Genomic DNA, 12651 nt, shown 5'->3' with positions numbered 1-12651 from the left:
ATATATGGCAGCGTTGTTAGATAGTTGATGACGGTGCTGACATCTTCCTTACTGGCACACGAGTTTTCGAACTGACGTGCCCCCCCCGCTTTCACCCTGATATTACCAGTCGAAAGCGATGGTGACGAAGCCCTGTTCGGCCAGCTTCGTCGCGTAGGTCCCGGACGTCTGCTTCTTCACGCCGCCGCCGGGGTGGGAAACAACGATGAGGGCCATTTTTTCGCCTCGGTGAAGTCATTGGTGAAATTGATTGCGGCAGACAGGGTGATCGTGGGAATACCCGCATATTTCGGCGCGCATCCCGCCCCGATGTCTCCAGCGCGCCTTGTGGATCATCGGGTGATCAACCTGCGTTTGCTGACCTCGCGCCCGATCAACTGCTGGAGACTGAGGCCGGGCGTCTGGTCCACATTCTCGGGAAGTCCACCTCAGATCTTCCGGGTTATCATCTCTATTATCCGAACCGGCAGAACGCATGAGCGGCGTTCAGATTGTTCGTGGATGCCATGCGCTATACTAGTTAAGGCATTTTAGCTGGAATAACGTCCGGTTTGTATGGTGCATCACGACACATTCTAAGGCGAGATGAGGGCGACTGCCCTCTGTCTGCTCTTACATCACTGAGCGGACAGGTAGATCAGCGGAGGAGAGCAGAGCGTCTGCTATCTGCGTTCGAACCTAAAATAGCAGACGTTTTTATTTATCTAAACTGTATATCGAGCAATGTTGAAATCTTCCTTTGGCGTGAGCGGCATGAAATCTTCAGGACGTAGCTTTACCGGTGATAATCTCGCTGCACGCTCCAGAGCGCCCAACTTTATGAAAGCCATCGAATGTTTGATTCAGGGAAATTTGTATCAGTTGGCGATACAAAGTTGTTCGTCTCTGAAGCCGGGAACCCGCAAGGAAGAGTTATTGTACTACTGCATGGCGGTTTGCAAAGCCGGCTCGATTTCATCCCGATCGCAAAGTATCTGGCAGAAGATTATAGACTAATTGCTATTGATACGCGCGGGCATGGTCGCTCTAGTATCGGGACGGTTCCCATGACATATCGACAGCTTCAGGATGATTTTACCGTAGCCCTCACCACGATGGGACTGCAAAAATTCGGTATCATCGGACACAGTGATGGCGGCATTGTCGCCCTGCGTCTGGCTGCATCGCGCGCCATACATCTCGAATTCGTCATAGCGGTCGGCGCGCATTGGGTGCTGCCGGAAAATGATCCGGCCCGGCAGATTTATCAGACAATTACTCTTGAAAAATGGCATGAGATGTTTGGGGATCAAATATCGGTCTATAACGCGGAAAATCCTCAACCAGATTTCAGAAAGTTATTTACGGCCGCGACGCATATGTGGCTCGGTTGCGACGCAAATGCCTATCCTGACGCGTCTGTAAAAAACATCCAGTGCCCTCTGCTCGTCGTGCATGGTGACGACGACATGCTGGTATCGCGGCAACAGGCGTTTGAGCTTACTGAGCAGGTCAAAGGTGCAAGTTGTTTAACCTACCCTTTGCCAAGCACACGTTACTTGAAGACATGCCTGAACGTGTTTTTCCCTTTTTACAGGATTTCATGAATCGCGTCTCAGCCTGAAAGCTATGCGGTTGCACGGCCCGTTAGAGAAATCCCTTTCTGATTGCCAGATATCTGGCATGAAGACGGTATCCGTCCCTCTATTCTTTCAGGATCAGTTCCAGACCCTCTTCATAGGTCGTCACGGAAAACTCAGGGAAATGGCGTTTGAATTTGCTTGAGTCGAAGAGATTGTCCTGCTCATAACGGGGCAGCAATTCCCTGATCTCCCGCACCTTTTTTGAAAAAATACCTGCGATGATCAGTGGCCATTTACCGATGACCGAATAACCGGGGGATTGATCGAAAATCCTGCTCGCCATGGTGACAAATGTCTTATAGGTCGGCCGATCGTCACAGCATGGCAGATGCCAGGTTTGTCCGAAAGCACTCGGTGTATTGCCCAGCTTTGCCAGCGCGCGGCTCGCATCAGGCGTCCAGATAAGGGTTCGGCGTGTGTCGTCACGGACCGGAACCAGCGGTCTTTTACCCGCCTTGAGTCTGTCAATGATAAGGGTGTTGGTGAAGCTTTGCGTTTTTCCCGGACCGTAGAATTCCGGTGCGCGGGCGATGAGCACGGGAATGTCCCCGCGTGCCATCTCCTCCAGCACCATCGAGGCCATTGTGGCACGCACCCGCCCTTTCCGGCCAACCGGGGCAAAACGCGTTTCCTCCGTCTGGATCTGGCTGTTCTGCGGATACATGTAGGTATTGTCGAAATAGGCAAAGCTTGCGCCCGCCATCCTGCACGCCTGTAATGCATTCCTGAGCATGACGGGAAACTGCTCTTCCCAGAGTTTGCTGTCAGGGGGCAGGCCAGCCGTGAAGTAGACGATCCGGCTGCCTTTCACTGCCTGTGTCGTCTGCCCTGCATCAAGCAGGTCCGCCGCCATGAGAGTATCGTCTTCGTTGACCTTACGAGGATTGCGGCTCACGAGCTGCAACTCCCCTGTATGATGCTGATGTAATGTCCGCGTCAGTTCGGTGGCGATCTGACCATTCGCGCCCAGAATCGTTTGCATGCGTTTCACCCTCCGCGTTGTCTCGTAGATGCGGGATACGCAGGCTAACGTTGAAGTCAGATTTAATGTCAAAGGGCATATTGACCTTTAATCAGGCTCGAACGTTAGAGCTAGGGTGTCGGCGTACCCTGCCGCACTGAAAGGGGCCTGTCATGAATCGTCATATCCTGCACGTTGCCACTAACATTTCTCATTTTGCCAATTCGGCTCATCAGACCGGATTGTGGCTGTCGGAACTGACGCACGCCTGGGATATATTTGCCGCCAGCGGTTATGAACAACGCATTGTCAGCCCAAAAGGCGGCAAGGTTCCGCTTGATCCGCGAGCATTGAAATGGCCAATGCGCGATGCCTCTGCCAGAGCCTGGCTGTCGGATCCGGCAAAAATGGGCCTGCTGTCTTCAACTGATTGCCCCGCAGACATCAATCCGGACGATTACGATGCAATCTACTTTACTGGCGGTCATGGTGTGATGTGGGATTTTCCGGACAGTGTAGGTCTGCAGGCCATTACCCGTGCGCTGTGGGAAAAGGGCGGCGTCGTCTCCGCTGTCTGTCACGGTTACTGCGGGCTCCTGAACACCCGGCTTGCAGACGGCTCTCTTCTGGTCTCAGGCCGGAAAGTGACCGGGTTTTCGTGGACTGAGGAGAAACTGGCAGGTGTCGCACGCGAGATTCCTTACAATGCTGAGGCACGGATGAAAGCGCGGGGTGCAATTTACGAAAAGGCCCTTTTGCCCTTCATGTCCCATGTCGTGGCGGATGGAAGGCTCGTGACGGGGCAGAACCCGCTATCCGCCCGGGCAACCGCGAGAAAAGTTCTCTCTCTTTTGAACGCGATTTAACGGGATGCCGCTTTTTTTCTGAGATCCGGGCTTATCGACTGACGACGATCCGCTTTATCCAGAAGACGCACACCGTCAGACGTCATGTCGAGATCTTCAGTAGACTTGCCAAGCACGTTTGTCAGAATGCGATGGGCATTGGCCGCGCAGTCCATATCTTCAGGCCGTGCCTCAATATCTTCAATCAGACGCAGCAGATGAACTTTACTCTGGGTCAGACGAGCCTGAAGTGCCTCAATATCCGCAACCTTACGCGTCAGAGCACCTGTCAGAGCTGCATGATCCCAATGCGTCAGATCAGAGGGCAGCAGGGCGCGGATTTCGTCTAGGGTAAACCCGGCTCTCTGCGCCGTTGTGATAAGACCCAGAATGGTCACGGCCTGAGATGAATAGGTTCGGTATCCGTTGGACCGACGGTCAACCGCTTTGAGCAGTCCAATGCGCTCATAGAACCGGATTTTGGAGGTCGTAAAACCACTTTTCTGGGCCAGTTCCCCAATCCTCATGTCCGGTTTCCCATTCCAAATTCATCTTGACGTTGAACTTATGTTCAACGTTAGCGTCTGAACAATATCAAGTTCTGAATTGTTCAGGAGACGTATCATGCCATTCGTAACAACGTCCGACGGCACGGAAATTTTCTACAAGGACTGGGGGCCGAAGGATGCCCAGCCGATCGTCTTCCATCATGGATGGCCGCTCAGCGCCGATGATTGGGACGCGCAGATGCTGTTCTTCCTGAGCAAGGGGTTTCGCGTGATCGCGCATGACCGTCGTGGTCATGGACGTTCGGCGCAGGTAAGCGACGGGCACGACATGAATCATTACGCAGCTGACGCATCGGCTGTTGTCAAACATCTCGACCTGAAAAACGCCATCCATGTCGGGCATTCGACCGGTGGAGGACAGGTCGCCCGCTATGTCGCGAAATATGGTCAGCCGCAGGGACGTGTCGCCAAAGCCGTGCTCATCAGTTCGGTGCCGCCTTTGATGGTCCAGACGGATCGCAGTCCTGATGGCGCACCGATCGAAGTTCTGGACGGACTGCGTGCCGGATTGGCCGCCAATCGCGCGCAGTTCTTTCTGGATGTGCCCACGGGTCCGTTCTACGGCTTCAATCGCTCTGGTGCAGAAGTTTCAGAAGGGACGATCCGTAACTGGTGGCGTCAGGGCATGATGGGAAGTGCAAAGGCCCAGTATGAAGGGATCAAAGCCTTCTCCGAAACCGACCAGACAGAAGACCTGAGGGCCATCACGGTGCCGGTGCTTGTGCTGCAGGGTGATGACGATCAAGTCGTGCCCTACAAGAACGCTGCGATCCTTCAGGACAAGCTGCTTCAGGACAGCACGCTGAAGATCTATCCCGGTTATCCGCATGGCATGCACACGACACATGCAGACATCATCAACGCCGATATCCTGGCGTTTATCATCCGATGAAGCGTGTACCGTAGCGATGCTGGTCTTTCCACCTGGCTGGTGATGGTTTTGTGGCCTTACCTGCCAAGTGACTATTGTGGAGCTTTCCCGGCATGATCGGCTTTACGATACCGTCGGCTACATACGTAGCGTTTGCAATGAAGACGCCGACCTGTTCTACAGTCAGATAAAGTCGGACCGGTCGTCCCTCACCATCACGCACAGCATGCAGTTTCGAGTTTAGGCCGTCTTTTGTGCGCCCGACATGACAGAGGAAAAAACCTCTTTTGAGCAAAAATGCTACCGTTCTTTGCGCTTTGAGGTGTGTCGCATCAATCATCAGATGGTTTGATCTGCCTGCTTTTTCGCTCAGGGTGGTGAAAATTCGGTCAAAGACACTGAGACGCCTCCTCCCTTTACAAGCATCTATGCTATTTTGATGTGCATGAACAATGATAATGTCGATTGTTATCCGTTCGTTGTGATAAACAATAGACTGACCCGGAAAACCCACTCCACCACACCGCCTTTGTGCCAGCGGCGTAGTCGTCTGTGGATGTTCTTCCTATCCCAAATCGGACAGTTCCGCGATCAATACCCTGAAGCCGTATCCGTTCTCGTCACGATGGAGGGAGCGCCTACATCTTTGCGGAATTCGGCAACGGAATTCTGTGCTGCCTGAGCAAGTAGACGGACATCATTGGACACCGTGACCAGATCGACACCCCAGGAAATGCCCTTTGCGGCATAGGATGCCGTGCCGTTATGCAGCCCCATGCGAATGCCGGCGCCATGGGCCGCAGCAATGACACGCTGGATCGCTTCGACCATCTCCGGTTCTTCCCGATCGAACCCGGTCCGATACCGGCGTCCGCTCAGGCCCAGCGTAAGATCGGCCGGCCCCACGTAAACGCCATCCAGTCCCGGCGTTCTGACAATCTCATCAAGGTTGGCCATGGCCTGTGCTGTCTCGATCATCGCGAAGCACACGACTTCATCATCGGCAAAGGCGGCATAGTCGCTGCCAAGGGCGAAGTTCGCGCGTGTCGGTCCAAAGCTGCGCGTGCCATTTGGCGGATACCGCACATAGGAGACCAGCCGTTCTGCTTCTGCGCGCGTATTGATCATGGGGCAGATAATGCCCCACGCCCCAGCGTCGAGGATTTTCATGATTGAGCCTGGATCCAGCCAGCTTGCCCGCGCCATAGTCGCCACACCGGAGGCACGCACTGCCTGAAGCATGGGGAGCATGCCGGTATAATCGACGGCTCCATGCTGAATGTCGATGGTCACGGAATCATAGCCTGCGGAGGCCATGATCTCGGCCGAAAACGGACTGGATATGGAAAGCCAGCCATTCAGCACGGCCCGCCCTTCCGCCCAGATGCGGCGCATAGGGTTTCTGGGGATAATACTCATCGTCCAGCCTCCATCGGTGCCTGTCAGAACTGTGTCCGGGTTCAGTAGATCACGGGTTCTGAGACCGGCTCGCCGAAATCGGTTTGCAGGAAGTCAAAGTCGCATCCCTTGTCGGCCTGCATGATATGATGTGCCGCCATCCAGCCATAGCCCCGTTCATAACGCGGTGGGGGCGCTTTCCATTCGGCTCGACGCCGTGCCAGCTCTTCCTCGGAGACTTCCATAGAAATCGAACGGGCTTCCACATCCACAGAGATGATGTCGCCCGTTTTCAGAAGTGCCAGCGGACCGCCGACATAAGCTTCTGGCGCAACATGAAGAACGCATGCACCATAGCTGGTGCCGCTCATCCGTGCGTCGGAAAGACGCAGCATGTCACGCACCCCCTGTTTGATAAGTTTCTTTGGAATCGGCAACATTCCCCATTCTGGCATGCCGGGACCTCCCAATGGTCCTGCATTGCGCAGAACGAGAACATGGTTTTCGGTTACGTCCAGATCCTCGTCTTCAATAGCTTTCTTCATCGAAGGATAGTCGTCAAAGACAAGTGCTGTTCCACTATGCTTGTGGAATTTCCTGTCACAGCAGGCGGGTTTCATAACACATCCATCTGGCGCAATATTGCCGCGCAGGACGGTCAAAGCCCCTCCAGCCTCGCCGGTAAAGACGGGATTATCCAATGGGCGAATGATATCGTCGTTATAGACTTCAGCTTTCTCAATGTTTTCGCCAACGGTTTGACCGGTAACCGTGCGGCAGGACAGGTCAAGAAAGCTCGAAATACGCTTCATCAGGGCCGCAATACCACCCGCGTAATAGAAGTCTTCCATCAGATAGGTCGTGCCTGTGGGGCGCACATTGGCGATGACCGGCACTTCGCGACTGAGACGATCGAAATCGTCAAGACCGATATTGACTCCAGCCCGTCGTGCCATGGCGATGACGTGGATGATCGCATTGGTCGAGCAGCCCATGGCCATGGCAACGGCGATGGCGTTCAGGAATGAGGCCCGAGTTGTTATTTTTGAAGGTTTCAGATCCTCACGCACCATATCCACTATCCGTCGTCCGGAACTTTTCGCCATGCGGATATGATTGGAATCAACGGCGGGAATGGAACTGGCGCCAGGTAATGACAGACCGATCGCTTCGGCGATGGCTGTCATGGTGCTGGCTGTGCCCATGGTCATGCAGGTTCCGGCGCTACGGGCGATCCCTTCCTCAACACCTCGCCAGTCTTCCTGAGTAATTTTTCCGGCGCGCAGCTCATCCCAATATTTCCATGAATCCGCCCCTGATCCCAGCGTTTTTCCATGCCAGTTGCCGCGCAACATGGGGCCAGCTGGCACAAAGATTGCCGGAATGTTCATGCTGATCGCGCCAAGCAGCAGTCCCGGAGTGGTCTTGTCGCAGCCGCCCATCAGCACTGCACCGTCCGCCGGATAGGCGCGAAGCAGTTCCTCAGCCTCCATGGCGAGCATGTTGCGGTACAACATTGTTGTAGGTTTCATAAAGTTTTCAGAAAGCGAGATCGAGGGAAACTCCATCGGGAAGCCTCCCGCTTCAAGCACGCCCCGCTTCACATCCTCTACCCGCTGCTTGAAGTGCATATGACAGGGATTGATATCTGACCAGGTATTGAGGATGGCAATGACCGGCTTGCCTTCCCAGTCTTTCGGATCATAACCCATCTGCATCGCACGTGAACGATGCCCGAAACTGCGCAGATCGGCCGGACCAAACCAGCGCTCACTCCGTAGTCTGGTTTTGGCGGTGTTTTCTGGGCCAGCGGTCGAGGCGCGCTCTGCGGCGTCTTCAGTCATATATTATTCTCCCTCGTCCATCCCGATACGTGTGCTTGTCGCGTGACGGGTGTTTGTCACCTCAGTTAGGACGCGACAGACTCAGGCTGTCCAGATTAGATACGGTATGGTTTGAGACAGGATTGATATTGATGCTTCAGCTCACTCAGGTCCGCTGTTTCGTCGCCGTCGCGGAAGAACTCCACTTTGGGCGGGCGGCCACCCGCCTGAACATGACGCAACCGCCGTTGAGTCGGCAGATCCAGCTTCTCGAACATGTGCTGGGTGTCGAACTGCTGGAGCGTACCAGCCGTGTCGTGCGTCTGACGCAGGCTGGGGCCGTTTTTCTGGCGGAAGGACGACGCCTGCTGCAAAATGCTGAAGATGCGACGCTCGCCGCGCGCCGGGCAGGACGTGGAACGCTGGGCCAGATCGCGATCGGATTTACGCCGGGGTGCAGTTACGATTTTCTGCCGCGTCTGATTTCAGCGCTGCGTAGTCATTACCCCGACGTCGATCTCATTCTTGAAGAAATGATTACGCGTGATCAGCTTTCGGCTCTGGCTTCGAGTCGATTGGATATCGGTTTTATCCGGCCGCATTTTGACGCACCGGATATCGAATTGCGTAGGATCATCAAGGAGCCCATGCTCGCCGCCATTCCGGAAGATCATCCCATGGCCAGACTGGAAGTCGTCATGCCTTCGGACCTCGATGGGCAGGAGCTCATCATGTATTCCGTACTTGGTGGCGGGTATTTTCACGATCTTGTGCATAGGTTGTTGATCAGTTCGGACATTCGGCCAAAGCTTGTTCACCATCTGACCCAGATTCATGCGTTGCTTGGGCTTGTGAAGGCCGGAATGGGGGTGGCCCTGATACCCCAGTCGGCCTCACGTCTTGGCATAAGCAATGTTGTTTACCGCAGTCTTGGCTTTGGAGCGGATATTTCCGCCGAACTGTTCATGGCCTATCGGGCTGATAATCCAAGCCTGGTTTTAGGCAATGTGACGAATGTGATCGCTCGTTTCATCAAGGAAAGGGAGCCTTCGGACTAAGCGATATCAGTTTTGAATTGATTCATTTACAGATTGATTTTGATCTTATGACACCCAGAGCGTTGTGTCTTGCGCAGTGATCGTGGAGTTCCAGTGGCTCGTTCGCCAGCAGCAGTCCAGCGTGTTCCAGATCCCGCATCAAGGGAGACACAGGGTGAATATAATAAAAGGGTCATCAGAAACCCCAACCGCCACATTCCCGTCAGAAACCGTAAGCTCCGAACGGCGAACGATGATCCGATACTTCGTTCTCGCGTTCCTGTTTACCATAACGGCAATCAATTACGGTGATCGCGCGACTCTCGGAATTGCACGATCGAGCATATCCCACGACCTCGGGTTAAGCCCGGTTTCCATGGGATACATCTTCTCGGCATTCGGTTGGGCCTATGTGCTGAATCAGGTGCCGGGAGGGTGGTTGCTGGACCGCTACGGCTCCATACGCGTGTATGGCGTAAGCCTCTTCGCGTGGTCGTTGTGTACGTTGGCAATCTCTGGCGCCGGTTATGTTCCGCAGACGCTGGCTTTTCCGGTACTGTTCCTCCTCTGGGCCGGACTTGGTCTGGTGGAAGCGCCAGCTTTTCCAGCCAACAGTCGTATCACTTCAAGCTGGTTTCCCATCGGCGAAAGAGGTCTGGCGACATCCATCTTCAACTCGGCGCAATATGTTGCGGTCGCTTTCTTTGCGCCTCTGATGGGCTGGGTCACGCAACAGCTCGGTTGGGAATACATCTTCGCCATGATGGGACTGCTGGGCGTGCTGCTCGCCGTGCTGTGGCTGGTGACGATGCGTCCTCCCGCCCAGCATCCGAGCGTCAGCGCCGCAGAGTTGGCCTATATTCGTGAAGGTGGCGCCCTCGTCGATATCGACGACAAGAGCAAGCAGACAAAACACAGGCTCAACCGCAGGCAGATCCAGTTCATGCTCACGGACCGGACCTTACTGGGCGTCTATGGCGGGCAGTACTGTATCAATGTCATTCTGTATTTCTTTCTGACCTGGTTTCCATCCTATCTGCATCAGGCACGCGGGTTGTCACTCACACAGACCGGCTTTGCCGCCAGCGTGCCAGCACTCTGCGGTCTTTTTGGCGCCATTGTCGGTGGAGCGCTGTCTGACAGGCTGCTTCGCTCCGGTCGTTCAGCGAGTTTCGCGCGCAAGACGCCATTCATTGTCGGAATGGGGCTCGCTTCAACTCTTTGCCTCTGCAATTTCGTGCAGTCACCACTGCTCATCGTCGCCATCATGTCCCTGGCTTTCTTCGGCAAAGGTGTGGCCGCGATCGGGTGGGCTGTCATTTCCGACATTGCCCCAAAAGAAGTTCCTGGTCTGGCAGCCGGCATTTTTAACGGCATCGGCAATGTTGCCGGGATCGTAACGCCCATCGCAGTTGGTTACATCGTGTCGCTGACTGCTTCCTACGACGGAGCATTACTCTTCGTCGCTGTGCACTGTCTTGCTGCTATCCTGCTTTATCTCTTTGTCGTCGGAAAAATTCGACGCCTCGCGCTGCCTACCTGAGGTAACCTGCGAGCCTTTTCTTCTGAACATGAAAGAAGAAAGGCGCGTCCTGTCAAAAAAATAAAAATACAAGGACGTTGTCATGAATAGTCAAGAATTCGCATGTTGCGCGGAAAAGCATTATCGCCTTCCTCGCGCGTTTTCTTTTCCCCGTGCGGTATGCGCTTCCTCTTTCTGGCTTGTCGCCGGCAGTCTTTGTGCTCTTGGGGCAGGAAGAGCTATGGCGCAGACAACCGTACCTACGGTTCAAGATCGCCCGGTGACAGCAGGTCATGTCGTTGTTCGGAAATCACACGTCACCGCCAAGGCATCGACGCAAGCGCCTGTTACCCATGCAAAGACTGGAACTGCACCATCAGATGCTGCTGCGGCCATGGGCAATTCTTCCACCGCCACTCCCGCAAAACTGAGCCGGGCCCAGCTTCTGCCACCATTGACGTCCCGTCCGGAACTCTATGGACAGCCACAATCTCTGGGTTTGCATCAGTTGCCTGGCGCAGTGCTGCATCAAGGGCCTTGGGGTGTCTTCAACACCAATTCAGGCGCAGCCGCAGGTTTTGGAACCGTTGCGTATTATGCCGTCGCCCGGTGGGCGGAAGACTGGTCGAATCTTCGTGACAAACGCAATCATCTCGATCCGATGGATGCACTCAAATATATCCCACTTAATAACGAAGGGGATATCTACCTCAGCCTTAGCGGTAACTTTCGTCACCACGGTTTTTATGACCAGAATGCCGGTCTTGGTGCGACGAAACGCTCGCCCTCCTATCGGTCTAACCTGCGTTTCAATATTGGTGCAGACCTGCATCTGACAGAGCATGTTCGTCTATATGGCGAATTGATGAGCGGTGAAGCCGGTGGCATCAATTACTATGGCTATACTGGACGCTGGCGCAGCAAGATTGATCTACATCAGGCTTTCCTTGAAATAAAAGGGAATATTCTTGGTGCAAAAACCGGTGTCATGATCGGTCGTTACAAGTTTCTGGACGCTCCTGCTTACTTCACCGGCGGAAGTGTCTATCCATCAATCCCATTTTCCTGGAATGGTGTGCGTGGCTATGCATTCTGGAAGCACTTTCGCGTTGATATCTTCGACTTAACACAGACGAACGAGCTTCCGCTCAAGCCTTTTGCTGACACAGTCGGATGGAGAAACAGACTTTTCGGGGCGTATACGTCCTATGCTGTTCCGGAATTCAAATTTCTTGGTCAGAAGAGTCAGATTTTCGCAGATACGTTCTACCTCGGCTTCATCGTGGACGATAGTTCGCTTGCTGCCATGCATGGAAATACAACCGGTTCAACGCATCGCGATACACCTGGTACCCGCATCTGGGGCAATGCTGGTCCAATCGAGTTTTCTGTTGGCGGTATGTGGCAAGGGGGTACGTTTCAACAGGCAAAAAACGGTCCCTCCCGGAAAGTAAATGCGTGGGCTGTCAACGCCCAAGCATCATGGCGTTTCAGTCATTGGTGGGGACGGCCTTCTCTGGGACTTCAGTTCGACGATGTGTCAGGCGGTGATTACCGGACCAGTTCGACCAGCACATGGGGCGGGTTTCTGTCGCCTTATTCACCCTCGGCTTCCTATCTTGATCTGAGTACCTATTTCAACATGCAGAATCTGATCAGTATTGGTCCACTTGTAACGCTTACACCAACAAGCAACACGTCACTGCAACTGAAATCTCCTGTTATGTGGCGTAACAGTACGCATGATGGGATATATCCCCAGTCTACGGTTGCTTTTCCCTATCGTCCTCGTGGTCATTATACAGGGGTCCTGCCGCAGGCCAGTTTCAACTGGCGACCAACTCGTCATGTCAGCTTCAGTCTTGAGGGAGAATATGTCTTCTTAGGACATAATGTTTTGCGGTCCGGTGCTGCTCAAGGGGCTTATGTCCAGTCAAATCTGGAGCTGACATTTTGATATCATAGCGCATTTTACAGACTATATAATTGCCAGTTTTTTATAC

The 12651-nt window shown here is 54.0% G+C and carries 11 protein-coding genes; 6 read left to right on the top strand and 5 right to left on the bottom strand.

Annotation, left to right across the window (positions count from 1 at the left end; translation table 11 throughout):
* Window positions 1-833: 833 nt before the first annotated feature.
* Window positions 834-1586, top strand: coding sequence for an alpha/beta fold hydrolase (locus ABF824_RS12925; RefSeq protein ID WP_415489421.1), 753 nt, complete (start codon window positions 834-836; stop codon window positions 1584-1586).
* A 97-nt stretch (window positions 1587-1683) separates the two neighbouring features.
* On the opposite strand, the gene ABF824_RS12920 is transcribed toward ABF824_RS12925, so the two are convergent.
* Window positions 1684-2604 (bottom strand): SDR family oxidoreductase, encoded by a 921-nt coding sequence (locus ABF824_RS12920; protein ID WP_415489420.1) that lies wholly within the window; start codon window positions 2602-2604, stop codon window positions 1684-1686.
* 152 nt (window positions 2605-2756) lie between these two features.
* On the opposite strand from ABF824_RS12920, the gene ABF824_RS12915 reads away from it, so the two are divergent.
* A complete protein-coding gene (locus ABF824_RS12915) occupies window positions 2757-3449 on the top strand; it encodes a type 1 glutamine amidotransferase domain-containing protein (protein WP_415489419.1) in 693 nt (230 codons plus the stop codon).
* Here the strand turns inward: ABF824_RS12915 and ABF824_RS12910 are convergent.
* Window positions 3446-3955, bottom strand: a complete 510-nt coding sequence (locus ABF824_RS12910; RefSeq protein WP_415489418.1) for a MerR family transcriptional regulator — start codon at window positions 3953-3955, stop codon at window positions 3446-3448. The two genes, ABF824_RS12915 and ABF824_RS12910, sit on opposite strands and share 4 nt — an antisense overlap.
* Window positions 3956-4052: 97 nt before the next feature.
* On the opposite strand from ABF824_RS12910, the gene ABF824_RS12905 reads away from it, so the two are divergent.
* Window positions 4053-4889, top strand: a complete 837-nt coding sequence (locus tag ABF824_RS12905) for an alpha/beta fold hydrolase (RefSeq protein ID WP_415489417.1) — start codon at window positions 4053-4055, stop codon at window positions 4887-4889.
* Here the strand turns inward: ABF824_RS12905 and ABF824_RS12900 are convergent.
* The 3 genes from ABF824_RS12900 to araD form a co-directional block, all read right to left on the bottom strand.
* Window positions 4879-5382 (bottom strand): hypothetical protein, encoded by a 504-nt coding sequence (locus tag ABF824_RS12900; protein WP_415489416.1) that lies wholly within the window; start codon window positions 5380-5382, stop codon window positions 4879-4881. The two genes, ABF824_RS12905 and ABF824_RS12900, sit on opposite strands and share 11 nt — an antisense overlap.
* A gap of 77 nt (window positions 5383-5459) precedes the next feature.
* Window positions 5460-6287, bottom strand: a complete 828-nt coding sequence (locus ABF824_RS12895) for an HpcH/HpaI aldolase family protein (RefSeq protein ID WP_415489415.1) — start codon at window positions 6285-6287, stop codon at window positions 5460-5462.
* A gap of 41 nt (window positions 6288-6328) precedes the next feature.
* Complete coding sequence (gene araD / locus ABF824_RS12890) at window positions 6329-8110, bottom strand: L-arabinonate dehydratase (protein ID WP_415489414.1); 1782 nt, start codon at window positions 8108-8110, stop codon at window positions 6329-6331.
* A gap of 131 nt (window positions 8111-8241) precedes the next feature.
* On the opposite strand from araD, the gene ABF824_RS12885 reads away from it, so the two are divergent.
* From ABF824_RS12885 to ABF824_RS12875, 3 genes are all read left to right on the top strand, one after another.
* Complete coding sequence (locus ABF824_RS12885) at window positions 8242-9147, top strand: LysR substrate-binding domain-containing protein (RefSeq protein WP_415489413.1); 906 nt, start codon at window positions 8242-8244, stop codon at window positions 9145-9147.
* 232 nt (window positions 9148-9379) lie between these two features.
* Window positions 9380-10669 (top strand): MFS transporter, encoded by a 1290-nt coding sequence (locus tag ABF824_RS12880; protein WP_415489412.1) that lies wholly within the window; start codon window positions 9380-9382, stop codon window positions 10667-10669.
* A gap of 220 nt (window positions 10670-10889) precedes the next feature.
* A complete protein-coding gene (locus tag ABF824_RS12875) occupies window positions 10890-12605 on the top strand; it encodes an alginate export family protein (RefSeq protein WP_415489411.1) in 1716 nt (571 codons plus the stop codon).
* Window positions 12606-12651: the final 46 nt, after the last annotated feature.

It is taken from the genome of Acetobacter sp. (genome assembly GCF_047721705.1).
In the GTDB taxonomy this organism is placed as follows: domain Bacteria; phylum Pseudomonadota; class Alphaproteobacteria; order Acetobacterales; family Acetobacteraceae; genus Acetobacter.
The sequence above is the reverse complement of the archived record's forward strand: the minus strand, read 5'-3'. Positions and strand labels throughout refer to the sequence as shown.

What these genes read in the sequence shown, in the direction of transcription:
- ABF824_RS12895 (WP_415489415.1), bottom strand. Translation starts at nt 6,287, where the DNA reads ATGAGTATTATCCCCAGAAACCCTATGCGCCGCATCTGGGCGGAAGGG.
- ABF824_RS12920 (WP_415489420.1), bottom strand. Translation starts at nt 2,604, where the DNA reads ATGCAAACGATTCTGGGCGCGAATGGTCAGATCGCCACCGAACTGACG.
- ABF824_RS12875 (WP_415489411.1), top strand. Translation starts at nt 10,890, where the DNA reads ATGGCGCAGACAACCGTACCTACGGTTCAAGATCGCCCGGTGACAGCA.
- ABF824_RS12905 (WP_415489417.1), top strand. Translation starts at nt 4,053, where the DNA reads ATGCCATTCGTAACAACGTCCGACGGCACGGAAATTTTCTACAAGGAC.
- ABF824_RS12925 (WP_415489421.1), top strand. Translation starts at nt 834, where the DNA reads ATGTTTGATTCAGGGAAATTTGTATCAGTTGGCGATACAAAGTTGTTC.
- ABF824_RS12885 (WP_415489413.1), top strand. Translation starts at nt 8,242, where the DNA reads ATGCTTCAGCTCACTCAGGTCCGCTGTTTCGTCGCCGTCGCGGAAGAA.
- ABF824_RS12915 (WP_415489419.1), top strand. Translation starts at nt 2,757, where the DNA reads ATGAATCGTCATATCCTGCACGTTGCCACTAACATTTCTCATTTTGCC.
- ABF824_RS12910 (WP_415489418.1), bottom strand. Translation starts at nt 3,955, where the DNA reads ATGAGGATTGGGGAACTGGCCCAGAAAAGTGGTTTTACGACCTCCAAA.
- ABF824_RS12880 (WP_415489412.1), top strand. Translation starts at nt 9,380, where the DNA reads ATGATCCGATACTTCGTTCTCGCGTTCCTGTTTACCATAACGGCAATC.
- araD (WP_415489414.1), bottom strand. Translation starts at nt 8,110, where the DNA reads ATGACTGAAGACGCCGCAGAGCGCGCCTCGACCGCTGGCCCAGAAAAC.